Source organism: Streptomyces sp. URMC 124 (genome assembly GCF_051386455.1).
Classification (GTDB): Bacteria; Actinomycetota; Actinomycetes; order Streptomycetales; family Streptomycetaceae; genus Streptomyces.
The window spans coordinates 41,088-59,613 of sequence record NZ_JBPQTS010000018.1; the positions used below are offsets into that span (position 1 = coordinate 41,088).

General features: G+C 73.0%; 16 protein-coding genes and 1 tRNA gene. 7 read left to right on the forward strand and 10 right to left on the reverse strand.

The window, feature by feature from the left end:
* Positions 1-2: 2 nt before the first annotated feature.
* The gene (locus tag ACSNOG_RS05995; protein WP_436751474.1) at positions 3-1,286 is read right to left on the reverse strand and encodes an ATP-binding protein; all 1,284 of its coding nucleotides are present in this window, start codon (positions 1,284-1,286) and stop codon (positions 3-5) included.
* Positions 1,287-1,546: 260 nt separating this feature from the next.
* Between ACSNOG_RS05995 and ACSNOG_RS06000 the strand changes: the two genes are divergently transcribed.
* Positions 1,547-3,895, forward strand: a complete 2,349-nt coding sequence (locus ACSNOG_RS06000; protein WP_436751475.1) for an alpha-N-acetylglucosaminidase — start codon at positions 1,547-1,549, stop codon at positions 3,893-3,895.
* Between the two features lie 74 nt (positions 3,896-3,969).
* On the opposite strand, the gene ACSNOG_RS06005 is transcribed toward ACSNOG_RS06000, so the two are convergent.
* The 7 genes from ACSNOG_RS06005 to galU form a co-directional block, all read right to left on the reverse strand.
* Positions 3,970-4,043, reverse strand: a tRNA-Ala gene (locus tag ACSNOG_RS06005).
* A gap of 91 nt (positions 4,044-4,134) precedes the next feature.
* Positions 4,135-5,268 carry a divisome protein SepX/GlpR gene (gene sepX / locus ACSNOG_RS06010; RefSeq protein WP_436751476.1) on the reverse strand — a complete coding sequence of 378 codons (1,134 nt, stop codon included), beginning with the start codon at positions 5,266-5,268 and terminating at the stop codon, positions 4,135-4,137.
* Positions 5,269-5,414: 146 nt separating this feature from the next.
* A complete protein-coding gene (locus ACSNOG_RS06015) occupies positions 5,415-5,984 on the reverse strand; it encodes a GNAT family N-acetyltransferase (RefSeq protein WP_436751477.1) in 570 nt (189 codons plus the stop codon).
* Between the two features lie 56 nt (positions 5,985-6,040).
* Positions 6,041-6,547, reverse strand: a complete 507-nt coding sequence (locus tag ACSNOG_RS06020) for a MogA/MoaB family molybdenum cofactor biosynthesis protein (protein WP_436751478.1) — start codon at positions 6,545-6,547, stop codon at positions 6,041-6,043.
* Entirely contained in the window at positions 6,544-7,047 is a 504-nt protein-coding gene (moaC, locus tag ACSNOG_RS06025) for a cyclic pyranopterin monophosphate synthase MoaC (RefSeq protein ID WP_436751479.1), read from the reverse strand. Before moaC ends, ACSNOG_RS06020 begins: the two co-directional genes overlap by 4 nt.
* An 82-nt stretch (positions 7,048-7,129) precedes the next feature.
* A complete protein-coding gene (glp, locus tag ACSNOG_RS06030; protein ID WP_436751491.1) occupies positions 7,130-8,410 on the reverse strand; it encodes a molybdotransferase-like divisome protein Glp in 1,281 nt (426 codons plus the stop codon).
* A 70-nt stretch (positions 8,411-8,480) separates the two neighbouring features.
* Positions 8,481-9,383, reverse strand: a complete 903-nt coding sequence (galU, locus tag ACSNOG_RS06035; protein ID WP_436751480.1) for a UTP--glucose-1-phosphate uridylyltransferase GalU — start codon at positions 9,381-9,383, stop codon at positions 8,481-8,483.
* A gap of 51 nt (positions 9,384-9,434) precedes the next feature.
* On the opposite strand from galU, the gene ACSNOG_RS06040 reads away from it, so the two are divergent.
* The gene (locus tag ACSNOG_RS06040) at positions 9,435-10,058 is read left to right on the forward strand and encodes a 5-formyltetrahydrofolate cyclo-ligase (RefSeq protein ID WP_436751481.1); all 624 of its coding nucleotides are present in this window, start codon (positions 9,435-9,437) and stop codon (positions 10,056-10,058) included.
* Between the two features lie 151 nt (positions 10,059-10,209).
* Here ACSNOG_RS06040 and ACSNOG_RS06045 read toward each other — a convergent pair whose 3' ends face one another.
* A complete protein-coding gene (locus tag ACSNOG_RS06045; RefSeq protein ID WP_436751482.1) occupies positions 10,210-13,062 on the reverse strand; it encodes a penicillin acylase family protein in 2,853 nt (950 codons plus the stop codon).
* Between the two features lie 253 nt (positions 13,063-13,315).
* Here ACSNOG_RS06045 and ACSNOG_RS06050 point away from each other — a divergent pair, with 253 nt between their 5' ends.
* The 5 genes from ACSNOG_RS06050 to mscL all read left to right on the forward strand — a co-directional run bounded on the left by ACSNOG_RS06050 (position 13,316) and on the right by mscL (position 18,290).
* Positions 13,316-14,893 carry a potassium/proton antiporter gene (locus tag ACSNOG_RS06050; RefSeq protein ID WP_436751492.1) on the forward strand — a complete coding sequence of 526 codons (1,578 nt, stop codon included), beginning with the start codon at positions 13,316-13,318 and terminating at the stop codon, positions 14,891-14,893.
* 214 nt (positions 14,894-15,107) lie between these two features.
* Positions 15,108-16,379 (forward strand): MFS transporter, encoded by a 1,272-nt coding sequence (locus ACSNOG_RS06055; RefSeq protein ID WP_436751483.1) that lies wholly within the window; start codon positions 15,108-15,110, stop codon positions 16,377-16,379.
* A 66-nt stretch (positions 16,380-16,445) separates the two neighbouring features.
* On the forward strand, positions 16,446-16,775 hold the full coding sequence (locus ACSNOG_RS06060; protein ID WP_436751484.1) for an FmdB family zinc ribbon protein: 330 nt from the start codon (positions 16,446-16,448) through the stop codon (positions 16,773-16,775).
* Between the two features lie 93 nt (positions 16,776-16,868).
* Positions 16,869-17,720 carry an S-methyl-5'-thioadenosine phosphorylase gene (locus ACSNOG_RS06065; protein ID WP_436751485.1) on the forward strand — a complete coding sequence of 284 codons (852 nt, stop codon included), beginning with the start codon at positions 16,869-16,871 and terminating at the stop codon, positions 17,718-17,720.
* A 99-nt stretch (positions 17,721-17,819) separates the two neighbouring features.
* Positions 17,820-18,290 (forward strand): large conductance mechanosensitive channel protein MscL, encoded by a 471-nt coding sequence (mscL, locus tag ACSNOG_RS06070; RefSeq protein WP_436751486.1) that lies wholly within the window; start codon positions 17,820-17,822, stop codon positions 18,288-18,290.
* A gap of 25 nt (positions 18,291-18,315) precedes the next feature.
* Here mscL and ACSNOG_RS06075 read toward each other — a convergent pair.
* On the reverse strand, positions 18,316-18,526 hold a 211-nt coding region (locus ACSNOG_RS06075), incomplete at its 5' end, for a hypothetical protein (RefSeq protein ID WP_436751487.1).

Consider the following 18,526-nt stretch of genomic DNA (forward strand, 5'->3'; position numbering starts at 1 on the left):
CCTCAGGAAGGGTCCCCGGCGGGACGGGCTTCGCCGGCGGGGCGAGCCCCGGCGCCGTCACCGGACCCCTCCGCGGAGCCGTCCCGCACCGACGCCGTCAGGTCCAGCGTCGCCTGCGCTCCCCCCTCGCCCGGGTTGGCGAAGGCCAGGCCCGCGCCCAGCACCCGCGCCTGCCCCGCCGCGATCGTCAGCCCGAGGCCGAGGCCGGAGCCCGAGCCCGTGCGAAAGCGCTGCGGGCCACAGACCAGCAGGTCGGGCGGGAAGCCGGGGCCGCTGTCGCGGACGTGGACGGTGCCGCCGTCGACCTCCACGCGCACCGGCGCCCCGCCGTGCCGGAAGGCGTTGGTGACGAGGTTGGCCAGGATCCGCTCGACGCGGCGGGCGTCCGTCTCGACCAGGCAGTCGCGCACGACCCGCACCTCCGCCGTCTCCTTGCCGTCCGCCACGGCCGAGCGGACCGCGCGCCGCGTCAGCTCCCCCAGCGCCCGCAGCTCGGTGTCGGCGCGCTCGGCGGAGCCGTCCAGGCGGGCGACCTCCAGCACGTCCTCCATCAGCGCCCGGACCCGCTCCGCCCGCTCCCGCACCATCTCGGCGGGCCGGCCGGGCGGCAGCACCGCGGCCGCGGCGACCAGGCCCGCGACGGGGGTGCGCAGTTCGTGGGCGATGTTGGAGGTGACCTCGCGCTCGGCCTGAAGGCGCGCCTCCAGCGCGTCGGCCATGGTGTTGACGGCGACGATCAGGCGGGCGATCTCGTCCTGCCCGCCGCGCGGCTTGAGGCGGGCGCTGAAGTCGCCGTCGGCGATGCGCTCGGCCGTCCGGGCGGAGGCGTTGAGGCGGCGGCCGGCGACGGTCGCGAGGCCCACGCCGACGATGCCCGCGAAGGCGGTGCCGAGGCCGCCGGCCCACCACAGGGCCTCGTCGAGCGTGCGCAGGTTCTGGGCCTGCCGGGCGTAGGGGTGCTTGACGACGATCGTGTCGCGGCCGGCGCGGCTGCCCGCCCACAGCATGGGTACGCGGCCGCTGTCGTCCAGGTGGACGGCGCGGCCGCGCTCGTCGATGCCCTTCCGCAGCGGCCCGGGTATGTGCTCGGGGTTGACGAGCGTGCGCGGCCGGTGGACGCCCGCGGCGTGGTCCTCCACGGCCGTGACGAGCCGGCCCTCGATGGCCTCGCGCGCGGTCTCCAGCTGGTTGCGGGCGGTGCGGTGGTGCACGACGAGCCCCATGATGACGGCGACCAGGGCTGCGGTGGCGGTGATGGCCACACCGATCTTCGTGCGCAGTCCCATGCGTTCCGGCTCCTCGGCGGCGGGTCGGGCCGGCAGGTGACGGCCGCGGGGCCCCCGGACCGGGTCCGGCGGCGGGTGTGCCTATCAGGTCAGGTCGTTCCGATGGGGCCATTCGTGCCAAATGTAACCGGCGTGGCTGGATTACCGACCGCGTCCTTGCCGCGTGGCGGTCATCGGCTCGTAGGATCACCGCGCCTCAGTGGTCCGGTCCAGTCGCTGCAGCCCCTGCAGCGTCACGCTCGTCACGGTGGAGGTCACTCATGCATATTGCCCGTCGCAGGCTCCTCGGTGCCCTCGCAGGAGCGGCCGCCGTCGGCGCGGTGCCCGGCGTGGCCGCCGCGGCCGTCCCCGGGGGGCCGGGAGGCGCGGACGGCACCGAGGGCACGGCAGAGGGTGCGGAGGGCGCCGGCACGGAGTCCGACGCCGACTTCGAGGACGTGACGTCCGCCGGGGACGGGAGCGCGTCGGAGGGGGTCCCCGCAGCCGGGGAGGACGCCGGGGCCGCAGGCCCCACGGGCGCCGCCGGAGCCGCCGCGGCCGCCCTTGCCCGGCTGCTGCCCCGCCACCACCGGCAGGTCACCTTCCGCACGGTGCCGCGCAAGGGCGGGGCGGACGCCTTCCGGGTGTCCGGGCGGGCGGGCGCGATCGTCGTGTCGGGCACGACGCCCGCGGTGCAGCTCACCGGCTTCCACTGGTACCTCAGACACGTCGCCCACGCCCACTTCTCCTGGAACGGGGCGCAGACCGCCGCCCTCCCCGACCGCCTCCCCGGCGTCCGTACCCCCCTCGTCCGGGCGGCGAACGTCCCGCACCGCTTCGTGCTCAACGACACGAACGACGGCTACACCGGGCCCTACAACGGGTGGGACTACTGGCAGCGCGAAATCGATGTGCTGGCGCTGCACGGCTTCAACGAGGTCCTCGTCTACGCGGGCGCCGACGCGGTCTACCACCGCACGTTCCGCGAGCACGGCTACGGCGACGCCGAGCTGCGCGCCTGGCTGCCGGGCCCCGCCCACCAGCCGTGGTGGCTGCTGCAGAACATGGACTCCTACGGCGGCCCGCTGTCCGCCGGGCTCCTTGAGCGCCGCACGGCCCTCGCCAGGAAGATCGTGGCCCGGCTGCGGGAGCTGGGCATGACGCCGGTGTTCCCCGGCTACTACGGCACCGTGCCGCCCGGCTTCGCCAAGCGCAACCCCGGCGCCCGCACCGTGCCTCAGGGCACCTGGGGCGGCTTCCGCCGGCCCGACTGGCTCGACCCGCGCACCGCGCACTTCCGCCGCGTCGCGGCGACCTTCTACCGGGTACAGAAGGAGCTCTACGGCCCGACGTCCCTGTACAAGATGGACCTGCTGCACGAGGGCGGGAAGCCCGGCGACGTGCCCGTCGCCGACGCCGCCCGCGCCGTGGAGAAGGCGCTGCGCGCCGCCCACCCGCGCGCCACGTGGGCCATCCTCGGCTGGCAGGAGAACCCGCGGCGCGAGATCGTCGACGCCGTCGACCGCAAGCGCATGCTCATCCTGGACGGCGTCTCCGACCACTACCCCAAGGTCACCGACCGCGAGGACGACTGGGGCGGCACCCCGTACGCCTTCGGCTCCATCTGGAACTTCGGCGGGCACACCGCCATGGGCGCCAACACCCGCGACTGGGCGGCCCTCTTCGAGGACTGGCGCACCAAACGGGGCAGCGCCCTCAAGGGCATCGCCCTGATGCCGGAGGCCGCCGACAACAACCCCGCGGCCCTCGCCCTCTTCAGCGACCTGGCCTGGACGGAGGGCCGGGTCGACCTGGAGGACTGGTTCGCGCGGTGGCCCCGCTACCGCTACGGCGCCGCCGACCCGCACGCCGTGCGCGCCTGGGACGTCCTGCGCCGCACCGCCTACGGCACGACCCGCGCCGACGGCTGGAGCGAGGCCGCCGACGGCCTCTTCGGCGCCCGCCCCGACCTGGCCGTCACCCACGCCGCCGCCTGGTCGCCCCGGCAACTGCGCTACGACCCGGACGCCTTCGACAAGGCCCTCCCCGAACTCCTGGCCGTGGCCCCGCACCTGCGCCGCAGCTCCGCCTACCGCTACGACCTCCTGGACGTCACCCGCCAGTCCATCGCCAACCGCAGCCGCACCCTCCTGCCCCGCATCAAGGACGCCTTCGAAGCGGGCGACCGGGCCCGCTTCCGCGAGCTGACGGACCAATGGCTCGACTGGATGACCCTCCTGGAAGAAACCGTCGCCACCGACGAGCACCACCTGCTCAGCCGCTGGACGTCGGCGGCCCGCGCCTGGGGCTCCTCGGCGGCCGAACGCGACCGCCTGGAACACGACGCCCTCACCCTGCTGACGACGTGGGGCCCGCGCGCCTCGGCCGACGCCGGCAAGCTCCACGACTACGCCAACCGCGAGTGGTCGGGCCTGGTGGGCGGCCTCTACCGCAAGCGCTGGAAGACGTACTTCAAGGAGTTGGACGCCTCCCTTTCGACCCGCCGCAGGCCGAAGCCGATCGACTGGTACGCCCTGGAGGACGACTGGCTCCGCCACCGCCCGTCCCCGCGCACGAAGCCGGCGGGCGACGTGGTGAAGGTCGCGCGGAAGGTGGCCCGGAAACTCTGAGCGCTCACGAAAGTGCCGACCCCACGTCAAAGCCCCCGCCGGACTTATCCGACGGGGGCTTTGATGTGTTGTTGTGGACCTGAGGGGATTCGAACCCCTGACCCCCTCGATGCGAACGAGGTGCGCTACCGGACTGCGCCACAGGCCCTTGCAACGAGTGAAACTCTAGCACCCCCATCCGGGTGCTCGGAAATCCGCTCGCCGCTGGTCAGCGGCGGGGGCCCCGCGAGTGGCGCGGGTCACTCGTTGGCGGCGCGGGGGCGGTCGTCGTCGGCGTACTGGTCGAAGAGGGGGGTGCGGCCCGATTCCCGGGGGCGGCGGCGCGGGCGGGAGCCGCGGCGCTCCTCGGCTGCGGCCCGCGCCCGGTCCGCCGCCGGGTCGGCGGTGCTGGAGCGGGCGGAGCTCCAGGTGTCGGGGGCGCCCAGGTCGACGCTGTCGCCGGCGCGCGGGGCGACCGGCGCGGTGACGTAGGTGGGCAGGGGGACGGGGACCGGGTCCCAGCCCTCGGCCGCGCCGCGGTCGCGCTGCTGGTCGACCCACTCGGCGTGGTCGGTCTGCTCCACGAGGGCGCGGCGGCCCGCGGCGGGCGAGGGCTCGGGCGCCCGCTCGGCGGCGGGCGAGGGGCGGGCGACGGTGTCAACGGGGTCGGCGGCGTCGTGGGGGTCCGCCGCCCGGTGAGGGCGGAGGCGGCCCTCGCGCAGGCGCTGGGCGGCCAGTTCGGCACGGCGCTGGTCCATGGTGAAGGCGAAGCGGCGCCGCTCCTGGAGCCTCAGGTAGACGATGTACGCGCTGAGGAGGACCGCCGGGACGGCCGGGACCCACAGGAACGCCAGCCCGCCGACGCCGGCGAAGACCGCGCCGACGGTGAAGGTCAGGAAGAGGACGACCGTGGTGCGGCGACGGCGCGCGAGGACTTTCGAGCGCCGGGCGCGTGCGGCGGCGGCCGTCGGGGTCGCGGACGCCGAGGCGCGCTCCCCCGCGGCTCCCTGGGCGCCCGGGGACGCCGCCGGGCCCGGGAGGCCGCCGGGCGGGCCCGCGGAGCCCGGCGCTTCCGCCGGGGCCCCGCCCCCTCCCCCGGGCATGCCGAAGGGCCGGACGTCGACCATTTCGGTCGGCGCTTCCGGCTCGGGCGCACGGGCCGCCGGTTCCCCGGGCTCGCTTGAGACCGGCGCGTCGTCGGCGGCGCGCACTTCCAGGTCCTTGGCGTAACGGCGCTCCATCCCCGCCCGGCCCGACAGGAGCCGGATGGCGGTGCTGAAGCGTTCCGTCGGACGGGCTTCATTGAGCTCGTCCTGCCTACGGAGCCACATCGGCACCAAGTAGGCGGCCCAGGCCCCGACGATGACTGCGTAGATGAGGCCGCTGCTGCTCACACTTCACACCGTAGAGGGGTACGCGCAGGGGATTCCGCCAATTGGCCCGGTGTGTCGCACGATCCGGCTGATATCTCGAACTTTTTTTGTGATTGTTGAGACCGAGTCCACTCGAATACCGTCGATTGACGGTCACTTTCGAATATCTATTCTATTTCCGCGGGGTTCCCCGGCCGGGAGCGGTGCCACCGCTGCAGCAGCCCCTCGGGGACCTCCTCGGCCGTCAGCGCGTAGACGAGGTGATCGCGCCAGGCGCCGTCGATGTGGAGGTAGCGCGGCCGCAGCCCCTCCTCCCGGAAGCCCAGCTTCTCCACCACCCGGCGGCTGGGCAGGTTCTCCGGCCGGATGCACACCTCCACGCGGTGCAGGCCGACCGAGCGGAAGCAGTGGTCGACCGCGAGCGCGACCGCGGTCGGCATCACGCCGCGGCCCGCGACGGCCGCGTCCACCCAGTAGCCGATGTGGGCCGAGCACATCGAGCCCCAGGTGATCCCGGCCACGGTCAGCTGGCCGGCCAGCCTGCCCCGGTAGTCGATGACGAACGGCAGCATCCGCCCCGCGTGCGCCTCGGCCCGCAGGTGGCGCACCATCTGCCGGTACGTGGGGCGGTGCGCGACCGGCCCGCCCGGCGGGGGCGGCGGGATCGTGGCCTCCCAGGGGCGCAGCCAGTCGCGGTTGCGCCGGTTGACCTCCCGCCAGGCCTGCTGGTCGCGCATCCGGATGGCGCGCAGGACGACGTCGCCGTCGGCGAGCGCGGCGGGCCGGCCGGCGCTCAGTGCGGGCCCCCCGGTCTCGGGTGGTCGCCCCCGCGCACCTGCTCCACGGCGTGGACCAGCACCCGGCCCAGCACGGCGAGGCCGTCGCGGACGCCGCCCGTCGACCCGGGCAGGTTCACGATCAGCGTCCGCCCGGCCAGGCCGGCCAGCCCCCGGGACAGGGCGGCGGTCGGCACCGCGGCCAGCCCCTCGGCACGGATCGCCTCGGCGATGCCGGGGACCTCCCGGTCGAGGAGGGGGCGGGTCGCCTCGGGCGTGCGGTCGGTGGGCGACAGGCCGGTGCCGCCGGTGGTGACGATCACGTCGTAGGCGGCGGCGACGCCGTCGCGCAGGGCCGCCTCCACCGGCGGCCCGTCGGGGACGACGACGGGCCCGTCCACGGCGAACCCGAGATCTTCCAGCCCGGCGGCCAGGAGCGGCCCGCCCTTGTCGGGGTAGACGCCCGCGGCGGCCCGGTTGGAGGCGGTGACGACGAGGGCGCGGTAGCCGTGGGGCGCGGTCATGAGGACTCCCTCACGTAACGGCCCGACTTCCCGCCCGTCTTCTCCTCCACCCTGATGTCCGTGATGGTCGCGCCCTTGTCCACGGCCTTGACCATGTCCACGACGGTCAGGGCGGCGACGGCGACGGCCGTCATGGCCTCCATCTCCACGCCGGTGCGGTCGGTCGTCCTCACCGTGGCCGTGATCTCCACGGCGTCGTCGGCGACGGACAGGTCGACCTTCACCCCGGAGACGGCCAGCGGGTGGCACAGCGGGATCAGGTCGGGGGTGCGCTTGGCGCCCATGATGCCGGCGATGCGGGCGGTGGCGAGGGCGTCGCCCTTGGGGACGCCCTCCCCGCGCAGCAGCTCCACCACGCGCGGCGCGACGAGGACCCGCCCGCTGGCGCGGGCCGTGCGGGCGGTGACCTCCTTGGCCGAGACGTCGACCATGCGGGCCGCGCCCGCACTGTCGATGTGGGTGAGGCGGGAGGGCTCGGGCGGGTCCTGGGCGCTGCTCATGGTTCTCCTGGTCCGGGTCCTGTTGGGCAGACACCGTACCGGCAGCGCACCGCGGACCACCGGCCGAGGAGCCGGCCGGCCGTCAGCCGAGGAGCACCACGTCGACCTCGGTGCCGGCGGCGACGGAGGTGGTCTCCTCGGGGACGACGACGAGGGCGTCGGCCTGGGCGAGGGCCTTCACCAGGTGCGAGCCGGCGCCGCCGACGAGCGAGACCGTGCCCGTACCCGGCTCGTAGCGGGCCCGCAGGAACTGGCGGCGGCCCTGCGGCGAGGAGGCGACGGCGTCGGTGCACACGGCGCGCACGGTGGTGCGGTCGACGGGTTCGAGCCCCATCAGCGCCCGCAGGGCCGGGCGGACGAAGAGTTCGAAGGACACGTAGCAGCTGACGGGGTTGCCCGGGAGGGCGAAGAGCGGCACCCGGTCCGGGCCGATACGGCCGAAGCCCTGCGGCTTGCCGGGCTGCATCGCCAGCCGGCGGAAGGAGACGCTGCCCTCCTCGCCCGCGAGGCCGGAGAGGGTCTCCTTGACCACGTCGTACGCGCCGACGCTGACGCCGCCGCTGGTGACGACCGCGTCGGCGCGGATGAGCTGGTCCTCCAGGGTGGCGCGCAGGACCTCGGCGTCGTCGTCGACGGCGCCGACGCGGTAGGCGATGGCCCCGGCGTCGCGCGCGCAGGCGGACAGCACGAAGCTGTTGGAGTCGTGGATGCGGCCGGGGGCGAGCTCCTCGCCGGGCTGGACGAGCTCGCTGCCGGTGGACATCACGACCACGCGGGGCCGCGGCCGCACCAGGACGGTGGCCCGCCCGATGGCCGCCAGCAGGCCGATCTGCGCCGGGCCGAGGACGGTGCCCGCGGCGAGGGCCAGCTCGCCCGTGAGGGCGTCGCTGCCGCGGGCGCGGACGTGGGCGCGGGCGGCGACGGGCCGGTGGACGCGGACCTCCCCGCCGGAGCGCTCGGGGACCTTGCTGTGGGCGTCCATGGCGACGGCGCGGCCGCCGCCGGCGCCCCCGTCCGTCCACTCCACGGGGACGACGGCCTCGGCCCCGGCCGGCAGCGGGGCGCCGGTCATGATCCGGGCGGCCTCGCCGGGCCCCACCGTGACGGCCGCCCCGCCGCTGCCCGCCGCGATGTCGCCGACGACGGTGAGGACCGCCGGGAACTCCTCCGTGGCGCCCTCGACGTCGGCCGTACGGACCGCGTAGCCGTCCATGGAGCTGTTGTCGAAGGGCGGGAGGGCGGCCGGGACGGTGACGTCCTCGACCAGGACGCAGCCCTGGGCGTCCGGCAGCTGCAGCTCGATCGGCTCCAGGGGGCGGATCTTCCCCAGGACGTCGGCGAGGTGCTCCTCCACCGTCCACAGGCGGTCCGGGTCGTCCGTCGCGGCGGGGACGGGGTCGGTGGCCGTGTCGGCGGCGGTACTGCTCAAGGTGCTACATCTCCTCGGTGACGTAACGGCGGAGCCAGGCGCGGAAGTCCGGTCCTAGATCCTCACGCTCGCAGGCCAGTCTGACAATGGCGCGCAGGTAGTCACCGCGGTCGCCCGTGTCGTAGCGGCGGCCCTTGAAGATCACGCCGTGCACGGGCCCGCCGAGGCCCGGCTCGGCCGCCAGCGCCTGCAGGGCGTCGGTCAGCTGGATCTCGCCGCCGCGGCCGGGCGGGGTCTCGCGCAGCACGTCGAAGACGGCCGGGTCGAGGACGTAGCGGCCGATCACCGCGTAGTTGCTGGGGGCCTCGGACGGGTCCGGCTTCTCGACCAGGCCCGTGACCTGCACCACGCCGTCGGTGTCGGTGGGCTTCACGGCCGCGCAGCCGTACATCCCGACCTGGGCGGGATCGACCTCCATGAGGGCGATCACGCTGCCGCCGTGCTTGCGCTGGATCGCGACCATGTGGGACAGCAGCGGGTCCCGGACGTCGATGAGGTCGTCGCCCAGGAGGACGGCGAAGGGCTCGTTGCCGACGTGCGGGGCGGCGCACAGGACGGCGTGGCCGAGGCCGCGCGGGTCGCCCTGGCGGACGTAGTGCATCGTCGCCAGGTCGCTGGACTCCTGCACCCGCGCCAGGCGCGAGTCGTCGCCCTTGCGGCGAAGCGCCTCCTCCAGCTCGTAGTTCCGGTCGAAGTGGTCCTCGAGCGGGCGCTTGTTACGCCCTGTGATCATGAGGACGTCCGAGAGGCCGGCGAGGACGGCCTCCTCCACCACGTACTGGATCGCCGGCTTGTCCACGACAGGCAGCATTTCCTTGGGCGTGGCCTTGGTGGCAGGCAGAAATCGGGTGCCGAGACCGGCTGCCGGGATGACAGCCTTGCTGATCCGAGGACGCGAGTGAGTCATGGGCCGAACACTATCCGTTGAGATTGTGCGGAGGACGAGGCTCCACCGAGTATGCCCCCAGGCAAGGAGTTTGTACGCACAGTGATCACATACGACGGTAGTAAGGCAGGGTTGCGGCGCGGTCTCCTGGCGGTGAGATCCGGGTTGACCTCGGATGACGTGGCTAGGGCGGGGGACGCCCTGGCCCGCCGCGCACGGGAGCTCCCCGAGCTCGCACAGGCCGCGACGGTCGCCGCCTACGTCTCTGTGGGGCGCGAACCGGGTACGCGCGCGCTCCTGGAGGCGCTCCGCCGACAGGGGGTACGGGTGCTGCTCCCGGTCCTCCTGGAGGACAACGATCTCGACTGGGCCGTCTACGAGGGCCCGGACCGTCTCGTACGGGCCGGGCGGGGGCTCCTGGAGCCGGACGGGCCCCGGCTCGGGCCGGAGGCCGTGACGTCCGCGGACGCGGTGCTGCTGCCCGGGCTCGCGGTGGACGCGCGGGGGATGCGGCTCGGGCGCGGCGGGGGGTCTTACGACCGGGTGCTCGCCCGGCTCGAGCGCGCCGGGGCGACTCCGTCGCGGGTCGTCCTGCTGTACGACAGCGAGGTGATCGCCGAGGTGCCGGCGGAGCCGCACGATGGTCCGGTGGACGCCGTAGTCACCCCGAGCGGCCTGCGGCGCTTTTCGCGCTAGCGCGCTCGTCCTCAAACGCCGGACGGGCTGGATAAATATCCAGCCCGTCCGGCAATGCATGCCCGCCGCAGCGGCGCTCAGCCCCCACCGGCGTGACCGGCGGTGCCCATCCGGGCGGAACCCCTCCGTGGAAAGGCGCCGCCCGCAGGGCTTACGGCTTGAGGGTCAGCTCGGCGTCCGTGCCCTTCTTCACCGCGTCCGGGCTGAAAGCCCACGGCAGGAGCTCGCCCTTCGCCCACTTGTCGGTCTGGTCGTAGTAGTGCGCGTTGTACGCGTGACCGGACGCGCCGGTGAGGTTGATCCACCGGGACTTGTCGAGGTCGGCGAGGTTGACGACCATCCGCATGGACGGGACCCAGACGACGTCGTAGCCGCCGGCCGCGTTCCAGCCCGCCGCGTTGACGGTGGCCTCGCCGCCGGCGAGGTTCCACGGGCCGCGGTTGAGCATCCAGCGGACGATGCCGGGGCCCTCCTTGCCGAGGGTCTGGTTCTTCAGGTTGAGCTGGTGGAGGCGGCCCCAGCTCCAGGAGTCGACGTCCTTGCCGAGCTTGGAGGTCAGCTCCCAGCGGGCGTCCTTCATGGCGCGGGCGAGCAGCTCGTCGCGGTTGCCGGCCCCGGCGCGGCCGCCGGTCTTCCACCAGTCGTCCTCGGGCTTGTCGAGGATGCCGCGGACGACCTCGAACCAGCGGTCGCCGCCGTCGGGCTGCGCCGAGTCCGGCTCGCGCTCGCCGCACTCGCGCACCAGGCGGGTGTTGCCGTCGAGGTCCTCCTGGGGGCCGGCGTCGTTGGCCGGGCGGACCCGCAGGCACTGGCCCTTGACGCGCAGCTCCTTGGGGAGCTTGTTGCCGAAGGCGAGCTTGAGGGTGTTGCGCCAGACGGCGTTGAAGTACGCGGCGGCGGCCGAGTCGGCCTCCTGGTTGTAGTCCCAGCCCTCGAGGAGCTTCTGGGCCTCGCGGACGTACTTGGTCTCGCGCTCGTTCTCGGCCTTGATGTCGATCTTCAGCAGGTAGGGCGTCAGCAGCTTGGCGATCTCGCTGTGGTTGTCCATCTGCATCTTCTGCATGTCGTCCGTCGAGATCTTGCCCCCGTCCTTGATCTTCGACTGGATGAGGTCGCTGATCCGCCGGCTGCGGGCGCCGTAGCCCCAGTCGCCGGTGAGGGCGTTCGGGTACTTCTTGTCGGTGACGGCCTGGTTCGCGGTGACGATGTAGCCGCGCTTGGGGTTGAGCTCCCACGGCAGCTCGCCCGGCTTGAGGAAGCCGGTCCACTGGTAGGCGGGGTCCCAGCCGGGCGCGGGCATGCGGCCGTCGCCCTTGCGGACGGGGATGCGGCCCGGGGCCTGGTAGCCGATGTTGCCCTTGGTGTCGGCGTAGATCAGGTTCTGCGAGGGGACCTCGAAGCCGGCCGCTGCCTTGCGGAAGGACGCGAAGTCGGTGGCCCGGTTGAGGTCCATGAGGGCGTCCATCGTGCGGCCGGCGTCGAGCGCGGTCCAGCGCAGCGAGACGGCGTAGCCCTCGGCGCGGTCGGGCGCCGGGTCCTTGACGGGGGCGTCCTGGCCGACCTTGCCGAGCTCGCTGTTGCGGTCGGAGACGACGGGGCCGTTGCGGGTGGAGCGCACGGTGATGGTGCGCTCGTTGCCGCCGGCGACCTTGATGGTCTCCTTGCGGGTGGCGAAGGGGACCTGCTTGTTGTCGTACAGGTAGCTGTCGGAGGTGACCTTCTCCAGGTAGAGGTCGGTCACGTCCGCGCCGAGGTTGGTCATACCCCAGGCGATGTCCTGGTTGTGGCCGATGACCACGCCGGGCATGCCGGCGAAGGTGTAGCCGGCGACGTCGAACGGGCAGGACGGGCCGGTCTTGGTGCAGTGCAGGCCCATCTGGTACCAGAGCGAGGGCATCTGGGGAGCGAGGTGCGGGTCGTTGGCGAGCAGCGGCTTGCCGGTGGCCGTGTACTGGCCGGAGACGACCCACGAGTTGGAGCCGATGCCGTTGCCGGACGGGCCGAGCAGGGCCGGGATCTTGTCCAGGGTGCCGGACAGCGCGGTCAGGCCGGAGCGCAGTCCGCCGGCCGCGCCGGCGCCGCCGCCGGTGGCGGGGCTGCCGTTGTTGTTCTGGGTGCCGGGAGTGCCGTTCGCGCCCGGCGTGCCCGCCGTGCCCGTGCCGCCGGGCTGCCCGTTCCGGCCGTTCTGACCGGCCTGCCCCGTCTGTCCCGTCTGACCCTCCGTCGGGGTGGCCTTCGGGTCGAACTCCTTGGTGGCCGGGTCGATGGCGCCGCCCTCGACGATCGGCTTGTTCCGGTCGTACGGGTACGACGGGTACAGCTGCTCGATCTGCCGGGGGCTCAGGCGCGTCGAGGCGAGCGAGCGGTCGATCTCGCTCTGCAGGTTGCCGCGGAGGTCCCAGGCCATGGCCTTGAGCCAGGCGACCGAGTCGACCGGCGTCCACTTCTCCGGCTTGTAGTCGTTCTCGAACTCCAGGGCCGCGTACTCGACGGAGAGCGACTTGCCCTGATGGTCCTTGAGGTAGGCGTTGACGCCGTCGGAGTACGCCTGGAGGTACTTCTTGGTGGTCGCCGACAGCTTGGTGTCGTACTCCTCCTGCGCGACCTTCCGCCAGCCCATGGTGCGGACGAAGGCGTCGGTCTCGACCTGGCCGTCGCCGAACATCTCGGACAGGCGGCCCGCCGTCAGGTGCCGGCGGACGTCCATCTCCCAGAACCGGTCCTGCGCCTGGACGAAGCCCTGGGCGCGGAAGAGGTCCTCGGCGCTGTCCGCGTAGACCTGCGGAATGCCGTGGTCGTCACGCGCGACCTTGACCTGCCCGTTCAGTCCCTTGAGCTGGAGGGTGCCGCTGGTCTCCGGGAAGGAGGCGCGCACCGTGCTGACGCTCCAGTAGGCGCCGAAGCCGATGCCCGCGACGAGCAGCAGCACGACGGTGATCACGAGCAGGCGGGCACGTCGCCCCTTCTTTTTCTTGCCGGAAGGGCCGGTCTTGTTGGCGGGCATCGCTGTCCTTAGAGGGGCAGGGTGGTCCTGGAGTGCTGGAAGCAACCATAGGCGCAGGGCGCTGAGCGCCCGGACGCGGATGCCGGACCGTGCGGTGCGATCGCCCCCACCCGGCACCCTCGCGAGGCCGGTCGGCGTCAAGAACCCGTAAAATATTAGATGAGGAAATGAAGTTCCCCTCGGCCGGAGGAACGTTCCGGCCGTCGTCCGTGGCAAGACACGCGTCGCAAGGCGCTCGTGAAGGGACCGGCCCCTGACTGTCCACCACCTCAACGAACTCCTGCTGATCTGCTCCCTCGTCCTGCTCGTCGCCGTGGCGGCAGTACGCATCTCTTCGCGCAGCGGGCTGCCGAGCCTGCTCATCTACCTCGGCATCGGGGTCGCCATCGGCCAGGACGGCATCGGCGTCTCCTTCAACGACGTGGGCCTGACCCAGGTGATCGGCTATGCCGCCCTGGTGATCATCCTCGCCGAGGGCGGTCTCGGGACGAAGTGGCACGAAATCAAACCGGCGCTGCCCGCGGCCGCCGTCCTGTCCACCTTCGGCGTCGCGGTGAGCGTCGGGCTGACCGCCGCGGCCGCGCACTACCTCGCGGGCGTCGACTGGCGGCAGGCCCTGATCATCGGCGCGGTGGTGTCCTCGACGGACGCCGCGGCCGTCTTCTCCGTCCTGCGCAACGTCCCCCTGCCGTCCCGGCTCACCGGTGTCCTGGAGGCCGAGTCCGGCTTCAACGACGCCCCCGTCGTCATCCTCGTCGTCGCCTTCTCGGCGGCCGGCCCCGTCGAGCACTGGTACCTGCTGCTCGGGAAGATCGCCCTGGAGCTGGCGATCGGCGCCGCCGTCGGCATCGCGTTCGGCATGCTCGGCGCGTACGGTCTGCGGCACGTGGCACTGCCCGCCTCCGGCCTCTATCCCATCGCCGTGATGGCCATCGCCACCGCCGCCTACGCGGGCGGCGCCCTCGCGCACGGCTCCGGCTTCCTCGCCGTCTACCTCGCGGCCCTGATCCTCGGCAACGCCAAGCTGCCGCACTGGCCGGCCACCCGCGGCTTCGCCGAGGGGCTCGGCTGGATCGCCCAGATCGGCATGTTCGTCCTGCTCGGCCTGCTGGTCACGCCGCACGAGCTGGGCGACGACATCGTCCCGGCGCTGGTCGTGGGGCTGGTGCTGACCATGGTCGCGCGGCCGGTGTCCGTCTTCCTGAGCACGGCGCCCTTCCGGACCCCCTGGCAGGAGAAGGCCCTGCTGTCCTGGGCCGGGCTGCGCGGCGCCGTGCCCATCGTGCTGGCCACCATCCCGATGGTGGCCGGGGTGGAGGACAGCCGCACGATCTTCAACATCGTCTTCGTGCTGGTGATCGTCTACACCCTCGTCCAGGGCCCGACGCTGCCCTGGCTGGCGCGGCACCTGCGGCTGGGCGAGAACGAGCCGGAGGACCTCGGCATCGAGTCGGCGCCGCTGGAGCGGCTGCGCGGCCACCTGCTGTCCGTCGCCATCCCCGAGGGCTCGCGGATGCACGGCGTGGAGGTCTCCGAGCTGCGGCTGCCGCCCGGCGCCGCGGTCACCCTGGTCGTCCGGGACGGCAAGAGCTTCGTGCCCCAGCCCGCGACCGTGCTGCGCCGCGGCGACGAGCTGCTCGTGGTGGCCACCGACCCGGTGCGCGACGCGGCCGAGAAGCGGCTGCGGGCGGTCGGCGAGGGCGGCAAGCTGGCGGGCTGGCTGGGCACGGCGGGCAACCACCGGGAGCCGTCCGGCGGACCGTCCGGGGAGGCCTCTGTGACGAAGGCCATAGGCATATCCAAGGGCACCCGTATGATAAAGAGGAAGTAATCATTCACTCCCGCTCCCAGCGGGAGGTTTCCCCAGATACACACCGAACCAACTCTGCCTGATGCAGGGCTGGCGCGACCGCACGGCGGCCGCGGTCGCACGAGGCGGCCGGAAGGCATCTACCACGGTCCTGCGCGAGAGGACAGCTCTCGGCGCGCTCCGTGGCGGCTTGCCGTCCGGTGGCGCGCTACCAGGCGGCGGAAAGGCCTGGGCCGTGGCATCCACGGTCAACGAACGGCCCGGATACGGGCAGCTGCTGCGCACCCCCGGCGCGTGGACGTTCCTGCTGCCGGGCTTCCTGGCCCGGCAGCCGTTCGCGATGCTGACCATCGGCATCCTGCTGCTGGTCAACGACACCACCGGCTCGTACGGCACCGCCGGCACCGTCTCGGCGACGGCGGGCGTGGCCATGGCCCTGTTCGCTCCGCAGAGCGGCAAGCTCGCGGACCGCTTCGGCCAGGCCGCGGTCCTGATCCCCGGCGTCGTCGTCCACGCGGCGACGATCTCCTTGCTGACGGTGCTCGCGCTGTCGGACGCGCCCCTGTGGGCGCTGCTCGCGGCGGCCGTGCCGGCCGGTGCGTCGACCCCGCAGATCGGCCCGATGGTGCGGGCGCGCTGGGCGAGCAAGCTCGACGGCTCGCCGCTGATGTCGACGGCGGCGGCCTTCGAGTCCGTCACCGACGAGTTCACCTTCGTGATCGGCCCGGTGCTGGCCACGGCGCTGTGCACCGGCGTCCACCCGGCCGCCGGTCTGGTCGCCGAGGCCGTGCTGACGCTGGCCGGCGGTCTGCTGTTCGCCTCGCAGCGGCGCACGCAGCCGCAGGCGAGCCGCGCGGCGTCGGGTGCCGCGGAGGCCGGCAAGCGCGTCTCGGCGCTGTCCGTGCCGGGCGTGCGGGTGCTGGCGATCGTCATGCTGGGCATCGGCACCGTCTTCGGCGGCATGCAGGTGTCGATGACGGCCTTCACCAAGGAGATGGGCGAGCCGGGCCTGAACGGTCTGATGTACGGCGCCTTCGCGGCCGGAAACATGATCGCGGGCATCGCCTGCGGCGTCATCGCCTGGAAGACCGGCCCGCAGCGCCGCCTGCTGCTGGCCTATCCGCTGCTGGTGCTGGCCACCACGCCGCTGTGGGCCGCGCACCACATGGTCCTGCTGGGCGCCCTGGGCATGCTGGTCGGCCTGTGCATCGCCCCGTCGCTGATCACCGGCTACACGCTGGTGGAGAAGCTGGTCCCGGCCGGCGCCCGCACCGAGGCGTTCACCTGGCTGACCGGCGCCGTCGGCCTCGGCCAGGCGGCCGGTGCGACCGTCGGCGGCCGCCTGATCGACGGCCACGGCGCGAGCACCGGTTTCCTGGTGCCGCTGGGCGGCACGGCGGTGGCGCTGCTGGTCCTGCTGGCCCTGCGGAAGGCGCTGACCCCGCCCTCGGAGTCGGTCGTCGCGGCACGTGGGGTCGGTCACCGTGAGCCGGTCTCGGTGGACTGACGGACAGGAATACTGCAGTATGGATCGTCGTTAGCACTCAACGAGTGAGAGTGCCAGGAGGAGCAAGTGCCGACTTACCAGTACCAGTGCACCGAGTGCGGCGAGGGCCTCGAGGCGGTGCAGAAGTTCACCGATGACGCCCTGACCGAGTGCCCCAGCTGCCAGGGACGCCTGAAGAAGGTCTTCTCCGCGGTCGGCATCGTCTTCAAGGGCTCCGGCTTCTACCGGAACGACAGCCGCGGCGCGTCGTCCAGCAGCTCGCCGGCGAAGTCCTCGACGACCTCGAGCACGACTTCGTCCGCTTCCAAGAGCTCGGAGAGCTCGGCCGCGAAGTCCTCGGCCTCCTCGACGGCGTCCTCGTCGGCCCCGGCCTCCACCGGCACCTCGGCGGCCTGACCGATCACGGTTCTTCCCGCAGAGCCCTTCGCCTCCCCCACCGGAGGCGAAGGGCTCTGTGGCATGCCCTGACGCGCCGTTAGGGTGATCCTCATGGTCGACATGCACAGCGCGCGTGCGGATATAGGCGTCATCGGCGGGTCCGGTTTCTACTCCTTCCTGGAGGACGTGACCGAGGTCACGGTCATGACGCCGTACGGGTCGCCGAGCGACTCCCTCTTCGTCGGCGAGCTCGCCGGGCGGAAGGTCGCCTTCCTCCCCCGCCACGGACGCGATCACCACCTCCCGCCCCACCGCATCAACTACCGGGCCAACCTGTGGGCCCTGCGCTCGCTCGGCGTGCGGCAGGTCCTCGCCCCGTGCGCGGTCGGCGGGCTGCAGCCGCAGTACGGGCCGGGCACGCTGGTCGTCCCCGACCAGCTCGTGGACCGGACGAAGGCCCGCGCGCAGAGCTACTTCGACGGCGAGGCGCTGCCCGACGGCCGCGTGCCCAATGTGGTCCACACCTCCTTCGCCGACCCCTACTGCCCCACCGGGCGCGCGGTGGCGGTCGCGGTGGCGCGCGGGCACGGCTGGGAGCCGGTGGTGGACGGCGGCACGATGGTCGTCATAGAGGGGCCGCGCTTCTCCACCCGCGCCGAGTCGCGCTGGCACGCCGCCCAGGGCTGGACGGTCGTCGGCATGACCGGGCACCCCGAGGCCGTCCTCGCCCGCGAGCTGGAGCTCTGCTACACCTCGATGGCGCTGGTGACGGACCTGGACGCGGGCGCCGAGACGGGCCAGGGCGTCTCGCACGACGAGGTCATGCGGGTCTTCGGGGAGAACGTGGGACGGCTGCGCGAGGTGCTCTTCGCGGCGGTCACGGCCCTGCCGGAGACCGCGGAGCGCGGCTGCCTGTGCGCGGACGTGCACCGGGGCTGGGACCTGGGTATCGAACTGCCTTGATGTCCCGCGCCCCGGCCCGGTATGGAATCCTTCATTCCGGAATATCCGGGGCATCCAGGGCATCCGGGTGGAAGCAGTGGCAGGAAGAAAGGCTCAGCAGTGACGACGAAGACCGGGGTCCTCGGCGGCTTCAAGGCGTTCCTCATGCGGGGCAACGTCATAGACCTCGCCGTCGCCGTCGTCATCGGCGCCGCGTTCACGAACATCGTGAACTCGGTGGTCAAGGGCGTGATCAACCCGGTGGTGGGGGCCTTCGGCACGAAGGACCTCGACCACTACGCGTCCTGCCTGAAGGGTCCCTGCGCCAAGAACGCGGCCGGTGAGGTCACCAAGGGCGTCTTCATCCAGTGGGGCGCGGTGCTCAGCGCCTCGCTGACCTTCCTGATCACGGCCGCCGTCGTCTACTTCCTGATGCTGCTGCCGATGAAGCGCTGGCAGGACCGGCAGGCGGCCCGCACGCCGGCGGCCCCGGCCAAGGAGACCGAGCTGGAACTGCTCCGGCAGATCCGCGACGCCCTCGTGGAACAGCGCCGCGAGCCGGGCTCGGAGACGGTGCCGGCCCAGCGGTAGGGCCTGACCGGCCGGGCCCGCCTCCTCAGATGTGGTGCGGCGGCTTCTCGTCCAGGAAGCGGGCCAGGTCCGCAGCGGGACCGCCGGAGGCGGGACGCTCTCCCCAGCCGCGGTCGGTGTCGTCCGAGGACTGCTGCGACAGCGGGTCGTCGAAGATCAGCGCGGCGGGACAGTGCGTACGGGGTAGGCGCGGTCCGGCACCGCCCCCGCCCCGTACCCTGGGCGTATGAGTGACA

Bases quoted from the DNA above. Each gene is read 5' to 3' on its own strand.
- ACSNOG_RS05995 (WP_436751474.1), bottom strand. From the start codon at position 1,286: ATGGGACTGCGCACGAAGATCGGTGTGGCCATCACCGCCACCGCAGCC.
- ACSNOG_RS06000 (WP_436751475.1), top strand. From the start codon at position 1,547: ATGCATATTGCCCGTCGCAGGCTCCTCGGTGCCCTCGCAGGAGCGGCC.
- ACSNOG_RS06015 (WP_436751477.1), bottom strand. From the start codon at position 5,984: ATGCGCGACCAGCAGGCCTGGCGGGAGGTCAACCGGCGCAACCGCGAC.
- ACSNOG_RS06020 (WP_436751478.1), bottom strand. From the start codon at position 6,547: ATGACCGCGCCCCACGGCTACCGCGCCCTCGTCGTCACCGCCTCCAAC.
- moaC (WP_436751479.1), bottom strand. From the start codon at position 7,047: ATGAGCAGCGCCCAGGACCCGCCCGAGCCCTCCCGCCTCACCCACATC.
- galU (WP_436751480.1), bottom strand. From the start codon at position 9,383: ATGACTCACTCGCGTCCTCGGATCAGCAAGGCTGTCATCCCGGCAGCC.
- ACSNOG_RS06040 (WP_436751481.1), top strand. From the start codon at position 9,435: ATGCCCCCAGGCAAGGAGTTTGTACGCACAGTGATCACATACGACGGT.
- ACSNOG_RS06045 (WP_436751482.1), bottom strand. From the start codon at position 13,062: ATGCCCGCCAACAAGACCGGCCCTTCCGGCAAGAAAAAGAAGGGGCGA.
- ACSNOG_RS06065 (WP_436751485.1), top strand. From the start codon at position 16,869: ATGGTCGACATGCACAGCGCGCGTGCGGATATAGGCGTCATCGGCGGG.